Source organism: Bradyrhizobium sp. WSM4873 (assembly GCF_055811355.1).
Window position 1 is genome coordinate 127,223 of record NZ_JBVVPS010000009.1, and the last position, 17,975, is coordinate 145,197.

General features: G+C 64.1%; 18 protein-coding genes. 5 read left to right on the forward strand and 13 right to left on the reverse strand.

What is annotated here, in order from left to right; all coding sequences use genetic code 11:
* Window positions 1-5: 5 nt before the first annotated feature.
* The 3 genes from AC0L21_RS15165 to AC0L21_RS15175 are packed head-to-tail and all read right to left on the reverse strand — an operon-like array spanning window position 6 to window position 3,049.
* Window positions 6-950, reverse strand: a complete 945-nt coding sequence (locus AC0L21_RS15165; protein WP_473262645.1) for an AEC family transporter — start codon at window positions 948-950, stop codon at window positions 6-8.
* Window positions 951-956: 6 nt separating this feature from the next.
* On the reverse strand, window positions 957-1,880 hold the full coding sequence (locus tag AC0L21_RS15170) for an HpcH/HpaI aldolase/citrate lyase family protein (RefSeq protein WP_473262646.1): 924 nt from the start codon (window positions 1,878-1,880) through the stop codon (window positions 957-959).
* A 2-nt stretch (window positions 1,881-1,882) separates the two neighbouring features.
* Window positions 1,883-3,049, reverse strand: coding sequence for a CaiB/BaiF CoA transferase family protein (locus AC0L21_RS15175; protein ID WP_473262647.1), 1,167 nt, complete (start codon window positions 3,047-3,049; stop codon window positions 1,883-1,885).
* A gap of 321 nt (window positions 3,050-3,370) precedes the next feature.
* Here AC0L21_RS15175 and AC0L21_RS15180 point away from each other — a divergent pair, with 321 nt between their 5' ends.
* Together AC0L21_RS15180 and AC0L21_RS15185 are read left to right on the forward strand one after the other, a co-directional pair.
* Window positions 3,371-3,721, forward strand: a complete 351-nt coding sequence (locus tag AC0L21_RS15180) for a hypothetical protein (protein ID WP_473262648.1) — start codon at window positions 3,371-3,373, stop codon at window positions 3,719-3,721.
* A 437-nt stretch (window positions 3,722-4,158) separates the two neighbouring features.
* On the forward strand, window positions 4,159-4,836 hold the full coding sequence (locus AC0L21_RS15185) for a ParA family protein (protein ID WP_007596685.1): 678 nt from the start codon (window positions 4,159-4,161) through the stop codon (window positions 4,834-4,836).
* A 78-nt stretch (window positions 4,837-4,914) separates the two neighbouring features.
* Here AC0L21_RS15185 and AC0L21_RS15190 read toward each other — a convergent pair whose 3' ends face one another.
* The 5 genes from AC0L21_RS15190 to trxB form a co-directional block, all read right to left on the reverse strand.
* A complete protein-coding gene (locus tag AC0L21_RS15190; RefSeq protein WP_027565323.1) occupies window positions 4,915-5,094 on the reverse strand; it encodes a hypothetical protein in 180 nt (59 codons plus the stop codon).
* Between the two features lie 98 nt (window positions 5,095-5,192).
* Window positions 5,193-5,453 (reverse strand): hypothetical protein, encoded by a 261-nt coding sequence (locus AC0L21_RS15195; RefSeq protein WP_473262649.1) that lies wholly within the window; start codon window positions 5,451-5,453, stop codon window positions 5,193-5,195.
* A 32-nt stretch (window positions 5,454-5,485) separates the two neighbouring features.
* Window positions 5,486-6,427 (reverse strand): 4-hydroxy-tetrahydrodipicolinate synthase family protein, encoded by a 942-nt coding sequence (locus AC0L21_RS15200; RefSeq protein ID WP_473262650.1) that lies wholly within the window; start codon window positions 6,425-6,427, stop codon window positions 5,486-5,488.
* A gap of 462 nt (window positions 6,428-6,889) precedes the next feature.
* A complete protein-coding gene (locus AC0L21_RS15205) occupies window positions 6,890-7,813 on the reverse strand; it encodes a LysR family transcriptional regulator (RefSeq protein WP_007614700.1) in 924 nt (307 codons plus the stop codon).
* A gap of 5 nt (window positions 7,814-7,818) precedes the next feature.
* A complete protein-coding gene (gene trxB, locus AC0L21_RS15210; protein WP_473262651.1) occupies window positions 7,819-8,784 on the reverse strand; it encodes a thioredoxin-disulfide reductase in 966 nt (321 codons plus the stop codon).
* 265 nt (window positions 8,785-9,049) lie between these two features.
* Here trxB and AC0L21_RS15215 point away from each other — a divergent pair, with 265 nt between their 5' ends.
* A complete protein-coding gene (locus tag AC0L21_RS15215) occupies window positions 9,050-9,529 on the forward strand; it encodes an Lrp/AsnC family transcriptional regulator (protein WP_007596676.1) in 480 nt (159 codons plus the stop codon).
* Window positions 9,530-9,698: 169 nt separating this feature from the next.
* Here AC0L21_RS15215 and greA read toward each other — a convergent pair whose 3' ends face one another.
* The 3 genes from greA to AC0L21_RS15230 all read right to left on the reverse strand — a co-directional run bounded on the left by greA (window position 9,699) and on the right by AC0L21_RS15230 (window position 15,163).
* Window positions 9,699-10,172: a transcription elongation factor GreA gene (gene greA / locus AC0L21_RS15220; RefSeq protein ID WP_007596674.1), complete on the reverse strand. Its 474-nt coding sequence runs from the start codon at window positions 10,170-10,172 to the stop codon at window positions 9,699-9,701.
* A gap of 211 nt (window positions 10,173-10,383) precedes the next feature.
* Window positions 10,384-13,848, reverse strand: coding sequence for a carbamoyl-phosphate synthase large subunit (gene carB / locus AC0L21_RS15225; protein WP_473262652.1), 3,465 nt, complete (start codon window positions 13,846-13,848; stop codon window positions 10,384-10,386).
* A 145-nt stretch (window positions 13,849-13,993) separates the two neighbouring features.
* A complete protein-coding gene (locus AC0L21_RS15230; RefSeq protein ID WP_473262653.1) occupies window positions 13,994-15,163 on the reverse strand; it encodes an MFS transporter in 1,170 nt (389 codons plus the stop codon).
* Window positions 15,164-15,275: 112 nt separating this feature from the next.
* On the opposite strand from AC0L21_RS15230, the gene AC0L21_RS15235 reads away from it, so the two are divergent.
* Complete coding sequence (locus AC0L21_RS15235; protein ID WP_473262654.1) at window positions 15,276-15,647, forward strand: ArsR/SmtB family transcription factor; 372 nt, start codon at window positions 15,276-15,278, stop codon at window positions 15,645-15,647.
* 261 nt (window positions 15,648-15,908) lie between these two features.
* Here AC0L21_RS15235 and AC0L21_RS15240 read toward each other — a convergent pair whose 3' ends face one another.
* Window positions 15,909-16,610, reverse strand: coding sequence for a class I SAM-dependent methyltransferase (locus tag AC0L21_RS15240; protein WP_473262656.1), 702 nt, complete (start codon window positions 16,608-16,610; stop codon window positions 15,909-15,911).
* A 113-nt stretch (window positions 16,611-16,723) separates the two neighbouring features.
* On the opposite strand from AC0L21_RS15240, the gene AC0L21_RS15245 reads away from it, so the two are divergent.
* On the forward strand, window positions 16,724-17,248 hold the full coding sequence (locus tag AC0L21_RS15245) for a Dps family protein (RefSeq protein WP_473262657.1): 525 nt from the start codon (window positions 16,724-16,726) through the stop codon (window positions 17,246-17,248).
* Window positions 17,249-17,360: 112 nt separating this feature from the next.
* On the opposite strand, the gene AC0L21_RS15250 is transcribed toward AC0L21_RS15245, so the two are convergent.
* Window positions 17,361-17,882, reverse strand: coding sequence for a hypothetical protein (locus AC0L21_RS15250; protein WP_473262658.1), 522 nt, complete (start codon window positions 17,880-17,882; stop codon window positions 17,361-17,363).
* Window positions 17,883-17,975: the final 93 nt, after the last annotated feature.

Genomic DNA, 17,975 nt, shown 5'->3' on the forward strand with positions numbered 1-17,975 from the left:
CAACGCTACCTAACCCCCGCCACCACCCACACCACCACCGGCAGCGTCACCGCCGCCAGCAGCGTGCCCAGCGCCACCGCGCCCGACACCGGGTTCACCAGCCGCTGATACTGCACCGCGAAGATATACGCATTCGCGCCGGTCGGCATCGCCGCGAACAGCACGACGACGCCGGTCGCGAGCGGCGGCAGGTCGAGCAGTTTTGCTAGCACGAAAGCGGCTGCCGGCATCGCCAGCAGTTTGACTGCGCTCATCACGACGACGCTCAACATCTCGCCCTTGACCTCGAACCTGAACAAATTGATGCCGAGCGCGATCAGCGCCGCCGGCGAACCCGCTTGCGCCAACAGCTCGACGGTCCGGTCGACGACGGGATGAAGGCCGAGGCCGGTGAGGCGCCAGACGAGGCCGAAGCCGATCGCCAGCATGATCGGGTTGCGGGAGAGATCCAGCAGCACCGGCAGGATCAGCGAGGCGGCCGAAGCTTTCTGCTTGCGGTCGACCAGCTCCATCTGCAGCGTGCCGCAGAGCCAGAGCAGCGGCGTGTTCACCGACAGGATCAGCGCCATCGGGCCTCCCGCCTCGTTGCCCAGCGCCGAGAGCGTCAGGGGAATGCCGAGCATCACGATGTTGCCGTAGACCGAGCCGATCGCGAACACGACGCCGTCCTCGCGGTCCTCGCGCCGCTTCCGCAGCAGGGCCGAGAGCACCAGCGCCGCGATCCAGGTGAGCGCGAGCGCGCCGTAATAGGCGCCCCACATCCGGTAGGGGCTGACGCCGGAAAATTCCGACACGACGATGGTGCGGAACAGCAAAGCGGGGATCGCGATGCTGAAGGCGAATTCGGAGATGCCCTTGTGTGCGGTCTCGGAGACGAAGCGAAACAGCACCGCGGCATAGCCCGCCGCGATCAGCGCAAACACCGGCGCGACGATCAGCATGGTGGCCATGCGCCGCTACGACCCCATCTCGATGATCCGGCGCGCCATGCGGACATTGGCATAGTCGATCATCTTGCCGTCGAGGGTCACCGCGCCCTGGCCCTGCGCCTCGGCTTGCTCCATGGCCTCGACCACGCGCCGCGCGTGCGCGAGCTCAGTGTCGGACGGGACGAACGCCCGCAGCGTCGGCTCGATCTGGTCGGGATGGATCACCTGCTTGCCGTCAAAACCCATCGCAGCCGCCTTGAGCGCGCTGCTTTCCGTCAGTTGGGCATCCCGGAACGCGCCGCAGGGGCCGTCGATCGCGCGCAGGCCGAACGCGCGGGCGGCCACCAGCAGGCGCATCATCGGATAGGCGAACAGGTCGAGCGGAGCGGAGGCATAGCCGCTCTCGGCGGAGCCGACGTGGCGGTAGCCGTCCGGCGACGCGCCGATTTCCGAGGAGCGGGCGCCGATCGAGGCAGCGAAATCCCCGACGCCGAGATGAAGGGCGGCGACGCTGTCGTGCGCGGCGGCGAGCGCGTCGACATTGACGAGACCCAGCGCGGTCTCGATCAGCAGTTCGAGCGCGACAGGCGAGGGGCGACCGGGCGCGGCCGCGCGCAGCTGATCGGCAATGGCGGCGATGTCGCTCGCGCGCTCCGCCTTCGGCACGATCACCGAATCCAGCCGGGGGAGCGCAGCGAGCTTGCGGATCTCCTGCGCGATGAAGGGGCTGTCGACGGCGTTGACCCTGACCGCTACGACCTTGTTGCCCCAATCCAGCGAGGACAGCGCCCGCGCCGCTTCCTCCAGCGCCGCGCTCTTCTCTGATGGCGGCACCGCGTCCTCGAGATCCATGAACACCGCGTCCGCGGCCGAGGCGGCAGCTTTGGCGACGAGACGGGAGCGATGCGCGGGAACGGCCAGATAAACCCGCGTCGGCCGTTGAGGCGCCATCGTCATGTCTCCTTTGCGAGACCGAGCTCGCTGAGGATGGATTGGTTGTGTTGCCCGACGTCAGGCACCGGATCCATCCGGGGCGACAGGCCGGGAATGGTGAGAGCCGGCAGGAAGCTCATCACCGGGCCGCAGGGAGATCCCACCGTTTGCACCCGGGCGCGGGAGCGGAGCTGCTCGTGCTCCAGGAATGCCTCGACCGAATTCAGATGCGCGTTGGCGATCGAGGCCTCGTCGAGCAGCCGCAGCACCTCGTCACTGGTCATCGCCGCAAAACGCTGCTCGATATGGACCTGCAGATCGTCCCTGTTCTGCATGCGCAGCGGATTGGTGCGGAAGCGGGGGTGATCGGCAAAGGCGGCATCGCCAAGCACGATGGCGCACAGCGATCGCCATTCCCGGTCGTTCTGGATGCCGAAGAAGATCGTGTTGCCGTCGCCGACGCGGAAAGGCCCATACGGCGCTATCGTCGCATGCCTGGCCCCGGTTCGCGGCAGCGGCCGGCCCGTACTCTGCGTGTAGAAGGCGGGATAGCTCATCCAGTCCGTGATGGAATCGAACAGCGAGGCCTGGAAGGCGGTGCCCTTGCCGGTGCGCTCGCGGCGATACAGCGCCATCAGCACGCCGTTGAGGATGTACATGCCGGTGGCGATATCGACCACCGAAAGTCCGACCTTGGCGGGCTCCGCCTCGGTGCCGTTGATGGCGAGGACGCCGGCCTCGCACTGCACCAGGAGATCGTAGGCCTTCTTGTTGCTGTAGGGGCCGCCCGCGCCATAGCCCGAAACGTCGCAGGCGATGATCCGGGGAAATTTTTGCAGGAGCGATGCGGCATCGAGGCCCAGCCGCTCCGCCGCGCCGGGCGCCAGGTTCTGAATGAAGACGTCGGCCTGCGGCAGCAGGGCCTCGAGCACCTCCTGACCATCAGGACTCTTGATGTCGATGGCGAGGCTCTCCTTCGACCGGTTGGTCCAGACGAACTGGCTCGACATCCCGTTCATCACGTGATCGTAGTCGCGGCAGAAATCGCCATCGCCCGGCCGCTCGATCTTGATGACGCGCGCGCCCCAGTCCGCGAGATGCCGGCTGGCAAGAGGAGCCGCGATCGCCTGCTCGAGCGAGACCACCGTCACGCCCGACAGCGGCAGCTCCGCCTCATTTCCCTCCATGCAATCGTCTCCGTCCCGCTCACGCTTTCGACCAGCGCAGGAGACAAGCCGACCACCCCACGCACGTTCTGTGATGATGGCATGATGCTCCTGTTTTGCCCGACGAGTCAAATTCGATTTCGTAAAATCCGCAGACTGCGATCCGCAAAGTCCAATGGGGACATGGACTTGGCTACTGTGCATGGGGTTGTTTTCGCGTTTTTGTTCTTGGGGGCACCCTGTTGCCGAGACCGCACACGTCCCGCCTTTCGCATCTCGCCTCGTTGCCAACGAACCCCCGTTCACCCACTATCCGCTCCGACTCGACATTTGGGGGGATCGATGCCGGCGTTCCGTTTCAAGAAAACCTTTGCTGCCGCGATCACGGGGATCGCCCTGGCCGTCCTGATCCACCCGGGTGAAGGCTTTGCCTACTCCCAGGAGGAGCAGCAGGCCTGCACCCCCGACGCGATGCGGCTGTGCGGCGAGTTCGTTCCGAACGTCGACGCCATTACCGCCTGCATGATCCAGAAGAAGTCGCAGCTCTCGCCGCAGTGCCGGGTGTTCTTCCGGCCGGGGCCGGAGCCGGGCATGGCGGCCGCGCCCCGCGCCGGCAAGCCGACCAGCATCGCCCCTAAGCCCACGAAGAAGAGCACGAAGACGGCCAAGAAGAAGAAATCCAGCGAAGGCTGAGCGCGGGCACGGCGTTCCCTTTTTGAAACTCGATCATGCCCGGGCCACAGCGCGCAGGGCGTTTGAAGTCCCGGGCATTTGCGTGTCCGGCCCCTCGTTCGCTCGCCCCTGAGTCAAACTGACCAGGACATCAGCACCACACCAGCCACCGGACTCGTTTTGTTCGCCTTCCTGTGCGGGCGCTTGCGACAAGGCGGGATGGAAAACGAGTCACGGAATGGTTTGCGCGGCGAGGTTGCATTCCATTTTTTCCCGCAGGACTGCTCAATAAATGCACGATTGCCGGCGTGAAGCCGTCGTCGCACGCAGCAGTGTGACTCAAAAGCCAACGCGCTTTGTTATTTCATGGCGCCGACATAACTTATGATAAATTTTTCTTTCCCGAATCACCGCGGTGATTCATTTTCGCCGCCTGGGGTCAATCTGGAGGCAGAGGTATGAACGTTATTGTTTTTGCATCGCGTAAAGGTGGCTCAGGCAAGAGTACGCTGGCCGCGCATCTCGCCGCGCAGATCAAGGCGACCAAGCCGATCCTGCTCGTCGATGCGGATCCGCAAGGCTCGCTCACGCTGTGGCACAAGCTGCGTGGCACCAACGAGCCGCCGATCAAGTCCGCGGTGAACTCGGTCAGCGGCATCGTCTCCGCTGCCAAGCGCGACGGTTATGAATGGGTGTTGATCGACACGCCGCCAAACCTGTCGGCCGTCGTCGACGACGCCATCCGCAATGCCACCATGGTGGTGATTCCCGCCCGTCCCGGCGTGTTCGACGTCAACGCGGTGCAGGAAACCATCCAGATGTGCCGTGCGGCGCGCAAGCCCTACGCGGTCGTGCTCAACGGTGCGCCGGCGCGCCGCGACGAGTCCGAAAGCCCGATCGTCACCATCGCCCGCGAGGCGCTGGCGAAGTTCCGTGCTCCGGTGTGGGGCGGCCAGATCACCAACCGTTCGGATCTGCTGATGGCGCTGAGCCACGGCGAGGGCGCGCGGGAATATCAGGCCGAGAGTCGTGCGGCCCAGGAAATCGCAAGGCTGTGGGCGGCGATCGAACGTTCGGTAAAGGCTATTCGCGGCACGGCGTCGGCGTCCGGCGCAATGCACAAGCAGGCGGCATAATTTTTCATAAATCATTCCCCGGACGAAAAACGCGCGGACATCCGCGCGTTTTGCGTTTTTGGGAAGATGACTTTGCCGCTAGGCGACCATCAGCATGTAGAACACGATTACCGGCGACAAAGTGAGGATCACCGACCAGATGCCGGCGGCCCAGAGAATGTCCTCGGTGGTGAAGCCCTGCTGTCCAGCGTCGTAATGCGACGCCACTTCGTTATGACTATTCACAAACGCCCCCGCGATTTCTTCGCTTATGGGCATGAACGCTACGCGTGATGTTTTAAAATTCCGGGTCGCAGTTTCGCGCGCTTTCGAACACAGGTGCTACCACGGGTTAACCATCCGGGTCTGCGCAGGCATCACGCCAGCCAGACCCGAAACACCAGCACCGGCATCAGGCCGAGCATCACCGCCCAGAAGCCGAACGACGACACCACCACAATTCCCCGCAAGAAATCGGCGGACGCGAACATGTCTGCCGCCGTCGGGCGGATGCGTTGCCCCATGATCATTCCCCCATTTGAAAAGACTTTGAATGAAGACGGTAGCCGCGATTGCGTAAACGAGCCGTAGCTGCGCCATGCGGCAGCAGCGAAGGCCGTTGGGGCGTGGTTAACCACGGCACGCTCTCTCTCACTCCCTCTCCTCGTTCTTACGGGGAGAGGGCGGGGTGAGGGGCTATCAGCTGCGCCGCGACTTGCATCCGCCGCTCGATCTCGCGATCGATCTGGACGGCGAGTTCGCTGCCGATCTCGACCATCGGCAGGCGCACTTCGGGGCTATCGATGAGACCCGCGCGCCACAGCCAGTATTTTGCGGGCGCGGGACTGGGCTCGGTGAACAACAGGCGCGTCAGGTCCGCGACCTCCTGCCAGCGCGCCAGCGCAACATCATGGTTGCCGCGCTTCAGCTCGGCATGGACAGCCGCAAACGTCGCGGTCTCGAGATGGGCTGATAGCACGATGCCGCCGTCGGCGCCGTCACTGAGCGCCTCGAAATAATTCGCATCCTCGCCGGTCAGCACGCGGAAACCCGTGGGCCTGTCGCGCAGCAGCGCGATGGATTGCTCGCGGCTCGCGCCGCAATCCTTCAGGCCGATGATGTTCGGATGCCCGGCAAGCCGCAGCAGCGTCTGGTTGGTGATGTTGACCGAGGTGCGATAGGGGATGTTGTAGAGCGCGAGCGGCCAGGCGGCGTGATCGGCGAGCGCTTCGAAATGCGCCAGCAGGCCGCGCTGCGACGGCCGCACATAATACGGGCTCGCGATCAGATAACCGTCGATCGGCCAATCCGCGGTCTCGTCGAGACGCTCCTTCAGCCGCGAGGTATCGGCGCCTGACAGTCCGAGGCAGATCGGAATCTTGCTGTGGCCGGTGGCCAGCTCGTCGCGCACGATGGCGACGAGGCGTTCGAGTTCGACGTGGCGCAGCGTCATGCCTTCACCGGAGGTCGCTCCCAGGATGAAGCCGTCGACGGCCTGTCCGCTGTAATGCCGTATCAGCCGGCACAGCGACCTCTCGTCGAGGGCGCCGTCGCGAAACGGCGTCACCAGCGGCAGCCAGAGCCCGTGCAATTGTTCCTGTAGTCCGGTCATGTTCCATCTCCTTCTCGGGAAAGATCCTGAGACGAGGGCACATGAAAAAACCCCGTCCAGGCGGCGGGGCTTTCGAAGTTCGGCTCGCGATGACGAAGGCTGTTAGCGCGCGCAAAAATCCGAGGTCCCCAGATGGGGCTCTTTTTTCGAGGCGATTGCCTGCGATGAGATTGCGCACGACTTCGTGATCATTCGCAAATGATGCGGGGTAAGCATGGAACTGTCAATACACGTGGAGGGCGAAGGCCGAATCCGCCAAAAAAAAGCCGGGCTCGATCGAGCCCGGCTTAAGGTATTGGCCACGTGAGGCCGACACAATCACCTTCCAAGAGGGATTACTGAACTCCCGCGCCACTGGAGGAGGGGGACAAATGCGCAACGCGAAGGCTCAGCGTGAAGAGATTATGGGCTAGCTTCGCGCCATGCATCAAGCGTCCGAGCCGCATGTCTGACATGCGGAAATCAGGACGGCCAGCGCTGCGCCTTGCTCACCACGAAGTCGCGGAACACTTGCACGCGCGCGACCGTCTTCAGCTCTTCCGGATAAACAAAATACGTATCGAGCTGGATCGAATCCGATTCGCCGAACAGCTGCACGAGGCGGCTCTGTTCTTCGATCAGATAGTCCGGCAGCGCGGCGATGCCGAGGCCCTGCTGACACGCGCGGACGAGGCCGAGAATGTTGTTGACCCTGAAATAGGCTTCGCGCGGACCCGAGCCGTTGCGCCCCGCTTCGACCAGCCAATTGCGGTTCTGAAGATGCGGCGCGAAGTTGCCGTCGGAGAGCGTGATGATGCGGTGGGAGTCGAGCTCCTCCAGCGTGCGCGGCGTGCCGAAGCGCTTGATGTAATCGGGCGAGCAATAGGCGTGGAAGCCCATCGCGAACAGCTTGCGCTGGATGAGATCCGGCTGCGTCGGCTTGCGGGTGCGGATCGCGACGTCGGCCTCCCGCATCGAGAGATCGAGCTCCTCGTCGGTGACGATCAGCGAGATCCGGATTTCCGGATAGAGCGCGGTGAATTCGCCGAGCCTGGGGATCAGCCAGTTGATGCCGACGCCGGGCGTGGTGGTGATCTTGAGATCGCCGCTCGGCCGCTCGCGGCTGTCGGTCAGTTTCGCGCGCGCCGCCTGCAGCTGCATGAACACGTCATGGGCGGTGCGGAACAGGAGGTCGCCCTGTTCGGTGAGGATCAGGCCGCGAGCGTGGCGGTGGAACAGCGAGACCGAGAGCTCCTGTTCCAGTGCCGAGACCTGGCGTGACACCGCCGATTGCGACAGGCCGAGCTGCTCGCCCGCGTGCGTGAAGCTGCCCGCTTCCGCTGCGGCGTGAAACACCTTCAGCTTGTCCCAGTCCATATCCGTAAATCCGTCGCGTGTTCTTGCCATGATGTCTATTCCGCTGCCGCGCGCTCGCTGGCGCGCAGGGCCAAAAATCGTTCCGCCTCGAGCGCCGCCATGCAGCCGAGGCCGGCCGCGGTGACCGCTTGACGATAGGTCTCGTCGGCGACGTCGCCGGCGGCGAACAGGCCGGGGACCGAGGTGGCCGTCGAGTTCGGGGCGACCTCGACATAGCCCGACGGTTTCAACTTGATCTGGCCGGCAACGAGTTCGGTCGCAGGGGCATGCCCGATGGCGACGAAGACGCCGTCGGTCGGCACGTCGGTCAAGGCGCCGGTTTTGACGTTCTTCAGTCGCACATGGGTGACCTTGTTCGGATTCTCGGTGCCGCAGATTTCGTCGACGGCTGAGTCCCAGACCACCTTGATCTTCGGGTGCTTGAACAGACGCTCCTGCAGGATGCGTTCGGCGCGGAAGTGATCGCGGCGATGCACGATGGTGACCTGCGAGGCATGGTTGGTGAGGTACAGGGCTTCCTCGACCGCGGTATTGCCGCCGCCGACCACCATGACTTCCTTGTTGCGGTAGAAGAAGCCGTCGCAGGTGGCGCAGGCCGACACGCCGCCGCCCTGGAATTTCGCTTCGGACGGCAGCCCGAGCCAGCGCGCCTGGGCGCCGGTGGCGAGGATCACCGTGTCGGCGAGATAGAGGTCACCGCTATCGCAGGTCAGGCGAAAAGGTCGCTGCGAGGTGTCGAGCTTTGTCACCAGGTCGGTCTTGATCTGGGTGCCCACATGCAGCGCCTGTTTCTCCATCTGCTCCATCAGCCAGGGGCCCTGGATCACGTCGGCGAAACCCGGATAGTTCTCGACGTCGGTGGTGATGGTGAGCTGGCCGCCCGCCTGGATGCCCTGGATCAGGATCGGCTCGAGCATCGCGCGCGCGGCGTAGATCGCCGCCGTGTAGCCGGCGGGGCCGGAGCCGATGATGACGACCTTTGCATGGACAGCGGCGGACATTTCGACAGATGCCTTTCACGGGGGACTGCAGCGCGGGCGCGGAACGTGCCGGGAGGCCTCGCGGAGGCGCTGAAATATCAGAGGTAATCTAAGCCTTCTGGTGAGCTATGCAAGAATTGCATTCCCTGTCGGCGGATTTTTCCAACAAGGAACAAAAGTCGATTGCGCTGCACGCGCAATAAAATTGCGCCGAGTGCGCGGTCTGCGCTATGAGGATTGCGATAGACCCACCAATACCGCCGCAAAGGCCAGGAGTTCCAATCACGTGTCGCGGAACCTAGACGAGATCGACCTGAAGATTCTCACCGAGATTCAGGCCGACGGTCGAATCACGAATGTGGAGCTGGCCAAGCGCGTCGGCATTTCGCCACCGCCCTGCCTGCGCCGAGTCCGGGCGCTGGAGGAGGAGGGGTATATCCACGGCTATCGCGGGCTTCTGGACGCACGCAAGCTCGGCTTCGACGTCACGGTGTTTGCGGCAGTGCACCTCTCCAGCCAGGCCGAGGCGGATTTGCGCGCCTTCGAGGAGTTCGTCCGCGCCGAGCCGCTGGTGCGCGAGTGCTGGATGCTGTCGGGCGAAGTCGATTTCATCCTGAAATGCGTCGCCCCCGACATGGCTACCTTCCAGGATTTCGTCACCCATTTGACCGCCGCTCCGCACGTCCGCAACGTGCGGACCTCGCTGGTGCTGCACAATTCGAAATACGAGGCGGCCGTGCCGCTCGACGTGAGGGGACGAAGGTAGCGCGATCTCGTGCCCCGGACGCAGCGCAACGCTTCTTCAGCGGTGCGCTGCAGAGCGTCCGGGACACGAGGGCTGAGTGAGCGCTTCACCTCACATTCCCCGCAACATGCAGCAACAAAAAGGGCCGCGCATCGCGCGGCCTTTTCAAATCAAACGCAACGGCAAATCGCTACCGCCACTCGACCTTGGTGATCTCGTAAGCCTTGGCGCCGCCGGGTGCGTTGACCTCGACGGTTGAGCCCTTCTTCTTGCCGATCAGCGCGCGCGCGAGCGGCGAGGTGATGGAGATGCGGCCCTTCTTGGCGTCGGCCTCGACCTCGCCGACGATCTGCCACACCGTCTTCTTCTCGGTGTCCTCGTCGACCAGTGTCACGGTCGCGCCGAACTTGATGGTGTCGCCGGACAGCTTTGAGATGTCGATGATGTCAGCGCGCGCCAGCTTGTCCTCGAGCTCGGCGATGCGGCCTTCATTGTGGGACTGCTCTTCCTTCGCGGCGTGGTATTCCGCGTTTTCCGACAGGTCTCCGTGCGAGCGCGCCTCGGCGATATGCTCGATGATACGCGGACGGTCCTCCGACTGGCGCTTCTTCAGTTCTTCCCCGAGCGCGGCAAAGCCGCCCGCTGTCATCGGTACCTTTTCCATCTCTTCTCTCGTCCTTCGGTCGCGCGCGCCCTGAAATGTCAGCGCGCACGCAACTTGATTCGTCAGTCTGTCCGGGGGCTCAAGCGCTTGCCGCCGAACGTTCATATGGGCTTGGCGCCGGAACAGAACAACCATATGGCCGGACAGTTCCTCCGGCCATATTGGCTTCATCGCCAATCACTTAGCGGGAGATTGGGCCTCCCGCTCGCGATCAGGTTTCCGAAAAGTAGCTCTGCAGGGTCCGAACCTCAAGGTCCCCGCCCAGATAGGCGCGGATGCCCTGCGCGGCCGCCACGGCCCCGGAAAGAGTGGTGTAATACGGCACTTTATGCAAGAGGGCCGCGCGCCGCAGAGAACGGCTGTCGGCGAGCGCCTGCGGGCCTTCGGTGGTGTTGAAGACGAGCTGGACGTCGCCATTGGTAATGGCGTCGACGATGTGCGGCCGGCCCTCCAGCACCTTGTTCACCTTCTCGGTCGGGATGCCCTGGTCGGTCAGGAAGCGGGCCGTGCCCGACGTCGCCAGCACCTTGAAGCCGAGCGAATGCAGCTCGCGAACGGCCTCGGTGATGCGCGTCTTGTCGCTCTCGCGAACCGAGACGAACACCGTGCCCTTGCGCGGCACCCGCGTGCCGCCGCCGAGCTGGCTCTTGGCGAACGCCACCGCGAACGAGCGGTCGATGCCCATGACCTCGCCGGTCGAGCGCATCTCGGGGCCGAGCACGGTATCGACGCCGGGGAAGCGGGCGAACGGAAATACCGATTCCTTCACGCCGACATGCTCGAAGTTCGCCTTCTTCAGCTTGAAATCGGCAAGCTTCTCGCCGGCCATGATGCGCGCCGCGATCTTCGCAACCGGCGTGCCGACCACCTTGGCGACAAAGGGCACCGTGCGCGAGGCGCGCGGATTGACTTCGAGCACGTAGATCTCGCCGTCCTTGATGGCGTATTGCACGTTCATCAGGCCGACCACGTCGAGGCCGAGCGCCAGCTCGCGGGTCTGCCGCTCCAGCTCCTCGATCATCTTGTCGTCCAGCGAGTGCGGCGGCAGCGAGCAGGCGCTGTCGCCGGAATGGATGCCGGCTTCCTCGATGTGCTCCATGATGCCGACGATGAAGGTGTCCTTGCCGTCGCAGAGGCAGTCGACGTCGATCTCGGTCGCATCGGATAGATAGCGGTCGAACAGCAGCGGGTTCTTGCCGAGCACGGTGTTGATCTGGCCGGTCTTGTCGTTCGGGTAGCGCGCCTTGACGTCGCCCGGCACCAGCTCCGGCAGCGTGCCGAGCAGGTAATCGCTGAGCTGGTTCTCCTCGCGGATGATTTGCATCGCGCGGCCGCCGAGCACGTAGGACGGGCGCACCACCAGCGGCAGGCCGAGATCGGTTGCGACCAGGCGCGCTTGCTCGACTGAATAGGCGATGCCGTTCTTGGGCTGCTTCAGCCGCAGCTTGTCGAGCACCCGCTTGAAGCGGTCGCGGTCTTCCGCAAGGTCGATGGCGTCGGGCGAGGTGCCGAGGATCGGCACTTCGGCGGCTTCCAGCGCACGCGCGAGCTTGAGCGGGGTCTGGCCGCCGAACTGCACGATCACGCCGTGCAGCGTGCCGTTGGTGCGTTCCTTCGCGATGATCTCCAGCACGTCCTCGGCGGTGAGCGGCTCGAAATAGAGCCGGTCGGCCGTGTCGTAGTCGGTCGACACCGTCTCCGGGTTGCAGTTGACCATGATGGATTCGTAGCCGGCGTCGTGCAGCGCGAAGCAGGCGTGACAGCAGCAATAGTCGAACTCGATGCCCTGGCCGATGCGGTTCGGTCCGCCGCCGAGGATGATGACCTTCTTCTTGTCGGACGGCGAGCTCTCGTCCGCAGGCGTGCCCGCGAACGGCGCCTCATAGGTCGAGTACATGTAGGCGGTGGGCGAGGCGAACTCGGCCGCGCAGGTGTCGATGCGCTTGTAAACCGGGCGAACGCCGAGCGCGTGGCGCTTCGCCGTGACTTCCGCCTCAGTCGTCTCCGCGATCACCGCGAGCCGGGCATCGGAGAAGCCCATGGCCTTGAGCGTGCGCATGCCGAAGGCGTTGCCTGGCAGGCCGTTCTTGCGGACCTTCGCTTCCATATCGACGATGCCGCGCATCTCGCTGAGGAACCACGGATCGATCTTGCAGGAATTGAAGATCTCCTCGTCCGACCAGCCGAGCCGCATCGCCTGCGCGACCTGGAGCAGCCGGTTCGGTGTCGGCGTGCCGAGCGCAGCGCGGATCGCATTCTTGTCGTCGTCGCGGCCGAGACCTTCGATCTCGATCTCGTCGAGGCCGGTGAGACCGGTTTCGAGCCCGCGCAATGCCTTCTGAAGGCTTTCCTGGAAGGTGCGGCCGATCGCCATGACTTCGCCGACCGACTTCATCGACGTGGTCAGCGTGGTGGAGGCGCCGGGGAATTTCTCGAAGGCGAAACGCGGCACCTTGGTGACGACATAGTCGATCGTCGGCTCGAACGAGGCCGGGGTGGCGCCGCCGGTGATGTCATTGGCGATTTCGTCGAGCGTATAGCCGACCGCAAGCTTGGCGGCGACCTTTGCGATCGGAAAGCCGGTGGCTTTCGAAGCCAGGGCGGAGGAACGCGACACGCGCGGATTCATCTCGATGACGACCATGCGGCCGTCTTCGGGATTGACGCCGAACTGCACGTTGGAGCCGCCGGTCTCGACGCCGATCTCGCGCAGCACCGCCAGCGAGGCGTCGCGCATGATCTGGTATTCCTTGTCGGTCAGCGTCAGCGCCGGCGCCACCGTGATGGAATCACCGGTGTGCACGCCCATCGGATCGAGGTTCTCGATCGAGCAGACGATGATGCAATTGTCCTTTTTGTCGCGCACCACCTCCATCTCGTACTCTTTCCAGCCGAGCACGGATTCTTCGATCAGCACTTCGTTGGTGGGAGACGCATCCAGGCCGCGCTCGATGATGTCGAGGAACTCTTCCTTGTTGTAGGCAATGCCGCCGCCGGTGCCGCCCATGGTGAAGGAGGGGCGGATGATCGCGGGCAGGCCGATCTCGGAGAGCGCCATCAGCGCCTGGCCGAGCGCATATTCCTGGTAGCGCTTGCGACGGTCGCTCTCGCCGAGCGTCCACTGCCGCTCGAGCTCTGCGAGCGCCGCGCCGGAGGCCTTTGCGCGTTCGGCCTGGTACTTGTCGCGGAAGGACTTCTTCAGGGCGGAGGCGTTGGCGAGCCGCGACTTCGGCGTCTCGAGCCCGATCTTCGTCATGGCCTCGCGGAACAGCTGGCGGTCCTCGGCCTTGTCGATCGCGTCCGCGGTGGCGCCGATCATCTCGACGTCGAACTTGTCGAGCGTGCCTTGCTGGCGCAGCGACAGCGCGCAGTTCAGCGCGGTCTGTCCGCCCATGGTCGGCAGCAGCGCGAAGCCGCCGGGGATGACGTGACGTTCCTTCTCGATGATTTTCGCGACGATCTCGGGCGTGATCGGCTCGATATATGTCGCATCGGCCAATTCCGGGTCGGTCATGATGGTGGCCGGATTGGAATTGACGAGGACGATGCGATAGCCCTCTTCCTTCAGCGTCTTCACCGCCTGGGTGCCCGAATAGTCGAACTCGCAGGCCTGGCCGATCACGATGGGACCGGCGCCGATGATCAGGATGGTGGTGATGTCTGTACGTTTGGGCATCAACTCTCGCCGAAGTGGAATTTGGCCACAAAAAAAGGGCGCGCCTGCTGCGCGTCCCTTTGGCCGAGAGCGCGGTGGTCCCCCCTCGCGCGCGGGGTGGGTCTTAGAACAGTTTTCGGGGCGGCGAAACCCCGAAAAACGCCCATCAACCGGCAATTTTGACCGGTTTTGGCCGGGCCTGCCAGCCGCGGGCGACATGCACCAGAAGAGCCGCCGAAACGCTCAATCCGCCGACCCAGCCGAGATCGGCCGGGCTCCACGCTGCAAGCACGGCGCCGCCCAAGGCACCGCCGATCGCAAAGCCGAGATACATGGCCGAGGCGTTGAGCGAGAGCGCGATCATCGAGGCCTGCGGCTCGATCCGGATGATGCTGGCGACCTGAGCCGGGTAGAACGCCCATCCCGAGATGCCCCAGAGGAAGATCGCGCCCAGCACCGCATAATGCGCCTGTCCCGGCATCAGCTTCAGGACCAGCGAATGCAGGATCAGCGCGCTGGCCATGCCGGCAAGCCCGAGGCCTGCTGTGGCGAGCGTGCCGAGCCGGTCGGCGAGGACGCCGCCGAGCATGTTACCGATCGCGGCGGCGCCGCCGAACACCAGCAGCGCGAGGCTGATCTGCGAGGCATCGAAGCCAAGGCCACGCAGCGGGACCGCGAAATAGGTGAACACGGTGAAGCCGCCGAGCGCCCATAAAATCGTGATCAGAAGCGCGACCAGGACATTGCGGTGGCGCGCCACCGCCAGCCGATCGCTGAGCGAGGCCGTGTTGCGCGGCAGGCCGCGAGGCAGGCCGAGCAGGAGGCCGGCGAGCGCAACGGCGCCGATCAGGGCGACCATGGCGAAGGTCGCACGCCAGCCGAGCAGACTGCCGACGAGATTGCCGAGCGGAACGCCGATGACGGTCGCAATCGTGAGGCCCGAGGTGACGAGTGCCACCGCACGGCCGCGTCGCTCCGGCGCGGCGACGGCCACGGATACGGCCAGCGCGGTCGGCATGCACAGCCCGGAGCCCAGCGCCATCAGCATGCGCGAGGCCAGCAACAGGGCGTAATTCGACGCCACCATCGCCGCGAGGTTTCCGGCGACGAAAGTCGATAGCGCCAGGGCCAGCACGGTGCGGCGGTCGATATTGTTCAGCGTCACCACCAGGATCGGCGAGCCGATCGCGTAGGTGAGGGCGTAGGCCGTGACCAACTGGCCGGCGGCGGGGACGGAAATCGCCAAGTCGGTTGCGATAGACGGCAAAAGCCCAGCAATGACAAAGCCTTCCGTGCCGATCGCAAAGGCCGCCAGCGCCAACCAGAATACGCTCATCCGAGAAATTCCTATGTTCAACGTTTATTGAACTATCGATGGGACCGGGTCAGGAGTCAATTGGTTCAAGAACTATTGAACATCGAGGCCATTTCGCTATGATCCTCAGACCATGAGCCGCACGCCTCCCCACCCCACCCGCGAGCAGATCGAACTGCCGATGGTTCTGGATTGCCTGAGCGATCCGATCAGGTTGGCGATCGTGTATCAGCTCGCGCAGCAGGACCATGTCAGCGGCGAGCTGTGCTGCGGCGATTTCAACGGGCTCAGCGGCAAGTCGAATCTCGCCTATCACTTCGCCAAGCTACGCGAATGCGGCCTTATGCAGACCCGTGTCGCCGGCACCAACCGCTTCGTGCGGCTGCGCCGCGAGGATCTGGACGCACGTTTTCCGGGCCTGCTCGATGCCGTCATCACCTCCGCGGCAAAGGATGCCGACCGGCTGCGGCTCTTGCCTGAATGTGAAGTGGTCGAGGCGGAGTGAGGATTGGTCGGCCAGTCCGTCTACGCTTGCGCTTCGCTCCAGCTACGCCGGACATGCTTCGCCCTTCGGGCTTCGCGTGGCTGCGCCACGCCTAGCCCCGCAGGGGCGAAGCGTGGAGACCCGGCCTGGATTTGAACCAGGATAAAGAGCGATGCATCGCCCTCGCGTAGACACTTCCGCCACCGGGCCGCGGCGATCATTACTGATCGGGGTGCGACAAGCCACCTCAGGCAGGCGTTATGCTTAACGGATCCACGAAGCTCAACGGACCAACGGCGGCCGCGCGACGAACGTCATGCGCCAGCTATTGTGGCCGATATTGCGGTGAGCGCGCTGGACCGTGAAGCCGGCTGTCTTGAGCTTGGCGGTGATCTCCTCCTCACTGTAGCGCTGCAGCCCGATGCGCGTGCGCAGCTGACGGTAATCCGACAATGCGGTGCTGATCAGCCCGATCAGCGCATCTTTCAAAAAGCCGTGACGAAGGCCGAAGCTGAGCAGCGCTGTGACGTCCCTGAACATGCCGACATTGGGCTGGAGGATGTCGCCGAGCACCAGCTTGCCGGAGGGCTTCAGGATACGGCGGAAGTTGAGGAGCGCGGCGTCGAGCTCGTCCGGCGCCATGTATTGCGCGACCGAGTTCATCACGACGAGATCGATCGACTGCTCCTGCATGTGGTGGACGTCGTCGAGCGAGCGGACGCGGATTTTCGTGTTCGGGGCAAACCGCGCGATCAGCCGGCCGCGCACGCCGGGCGCGGGCTCGGCGAGGATCAGCTTGCCGCAGACAGCCGCGACCTGGCTCGCCGACAGTGCCTCGCCGCAGGCATAGTCAAGCACGGTCGCCTCGGGCGAAGAGATGTAGCCGATGATGTCCCGCGCGATAATCTGAAAGTGCAAGTCGCGATGCAGCTTGCTGACATAGATCGTATGCGTCGAGTCGTAATAATCGATCCAATCGTCCATGGTCGTCGAGGGCCCCGGCCAAACGGTTCCGCTGCAGGAACCGGCGCTGCCCGCCTGCGTTAGGGGTGCGGCGGCGCGCCGTCAATGTCCGCGTCCTAACAGGAAGGTTTCCCGTGAGCAAAGCCCCACAAAAGGTCTCGCCCGACCTCGACACCCCCACCGATCTGTCGCCCCAGGCGGTCAACAAGGTTTCGGAGGCACTCAACGTGCTTTTGGCCGACGCGTTCGCGCTGTATCTGAAGACCAAGAACTTCCATTGGCACATCAGCGGCCGGCATTTCCGCGACTATCACCTGCTGCTGGACGAGCAGTCCGACCAGATCTTCGCCACCACCGACCAGCTCGCCGAGCGCGTCCGCAAGATCGGCGGCACGACGCTGAAGTCGATCGGCCAGGTCGCCAAGCTCCAGACTATCAAGGACAACAACGAGGACTACGTCCCGCCGCGTGAGATGCTGCGCGAGCTGATGCAGGACAACAAGCATGTCGCCGCGGCAATGCGCAAGGCACACGAGGTCTGCGACGACGCCGGTGACGTCGCCAGCGCAAGCATCCTCGAAAACTTCATCGACGAGACCGAGCGCCGCACCTGGTTCCTGTTCGAAGCCACAAGACAGGAAGGTGCGAACGAGGCGTAGGATAGGTCGTAGGGTGGATTAGCCGCAGGCGTAATCCACCACGTCTGCCTCCGCGGAAACAGAAGAGGTGGGTTACGCTTCGCTAACCCACCCTACATCACCTTGCTTGTAGCTACAGCCACAACCGCATCAACGCCCCGTCCTTCCCCGTCACAGGATCGGCCGGCGGCAGCGCGACGTTTGGAATCGTCTTCAGCGCTTTCGCGTGGTTCTCCGGTGTTGCGCGGGTGACCTCCATCTTCGCACCCGGCGGATAGGCGCCGATCACGCAGAAATCCGCGCTGGCCTTGATGCGTTGGTGACCTGTGCCGGCGGGCAGGATCGCGACGTCGCCGGCCTTGATCTCCAGCTCCTGGCCATGGTCGCCGCCGAAGCGGACGCGCGCGCTGCCACGCGCAACGCCGAGCACCTCGTGCACGGTCGCATGATAATGCAGATAGTCGAAGACGCCATTGCGCCACGTGCCGCCCCAGCCGTTCGCTTCGAACAAGCGTTCGATCGTCTCTTCCGGCTGTCTGGAATCAAGCTTCACCGCGGCCTGGTAGACCAGGAAGGGGAGGATATTGTTCGGCACGAGCCCGTCATCCTCAAACACGATGGCGAGCGGCTCGGCATTGTCGCGGACGACGGACATAAGGGGCTCCTGCGTGAGCGTAGCAGGGATCAACGAAGGGAGTTAAGCGGCGTTCCTTTCACGAAAAAAGCCCGGGTCCAGGCCCGGGCTCTT

What these genes read in the sequence shown, in the direction of transcription:
- greA (WP_007596674.1), bottom strand. Translation starts at nt 10,172, where the DNA reads ATGGAAAAGGTACCGATGACAGCGGGCGGCTTTGCCGCGCTCGGGGAA.
- AC0L21_RS15230 (WP_473262653.1), bottom strand. Translation starts at nt 15,163, where the DNA reads ATGAGCGTATTCTGGTTGGCGCTGGCGGCCTTTGCGATCGGCACGGAA.
- carB (WP_473262652.1), bottom strand. Translation starts at nt 13,848, where the DNA reads ATGCCCAAACGTACAGACATCACCACCATCCTGATCATCGGCGCCGGT.
- AC0L21_RS15165 (WP_473262645.1), bottom strand. Translation starts at nt 950, where the DNA reads ATGGCCACCATGCTGATCGTCGCGCCGGTGTTTGCGCTGATCGCGGCG.
- AC0L21_RS15205 (WP_007614700.1), bottom strand. Translation starts at nt 7,813, where the DNA reads ATGGCAAGAACACGCGACGGATTTACGGATATGGACTGGGACAAGCTG.
- AC0L21_RS15185 (WP_007596685.1), top strand. Translation starts at nt 4,159, where the DNA reads ATGAACGTTATTGTTTTTGCATCGCGTAAAGGTGGCTCAGGCAAGAGT.
- AC0L21_RS15235 (WP_473262654.1), top strand. Translation starts at nt 15,276, where the DNA reads ATGAGCCGCACGCCTCCCCACCCCACCCGCGAGCAGATCGAACTGCCG.
- AC0L21_RS15200 (WP_473262650.1), bottom strand. Translation starts at nt 6,427, where the DNA reads ATGACCGGACTACAGGAACAATTGCACGGGCTCTGGCTGCCGCTGGTG.
- AC0L21_RS15240 (WP_473262656.1), bottom strand. Translation starts at nt 16,610, where the DNA reads ATGGACGATTGGATCGATTATTACGACTCGACGCATACGATCTATGTC.
- AC0L21_RS15180 (WP_473262648.1), top strand. Translation starts at nt 3,371, where the DNA reads ATGCCGGCGTTCCGTTTCAAGAAAACCTTTGCTGCCGCGATCACGGGG.
- trxB (WP_473262651.1), bottom strand. Translation starts at nt 8,784, where the DNA reads ATGTCCGCCGCTGTCCATGCAAAGGTCGTCATCATCGGCTCCGGCCCC.
- AC0L21_RS15250 (WP_473262658.1), bottom strand. Translation starts at nt 17,882, where the DNA reads ATGTCCGTCGTCCGCGACAATGCCGAGCCGCTCGCCATCGTGTTTGAG.
- AC0L21_RS15170 (WP_473262646.1), bottom strand. Translation starts at nt 1,880, where the DNA reads ATGGCGCCTCAACGGCCGACGCGGGTTTATCTGGCCGTTCCCGCGCAT.
- AC0L21_RS15190 (WP_027565323.1), bottom strand. Translation starts at nt 5,094, where the DNA reads ATGCCCATAAGCGAAGAAATCGCGGGGGCGTTTGTGAATAGTCATAAC.
- AC0L21_RS15175 (WP_473262647.1), bottom strand. Translation starts at nt 3,049, where the DNA reads ATGGAGGGAAATGAGGCGGAGCTGCCGCTGTCGGGCGTGACGGTGGTC.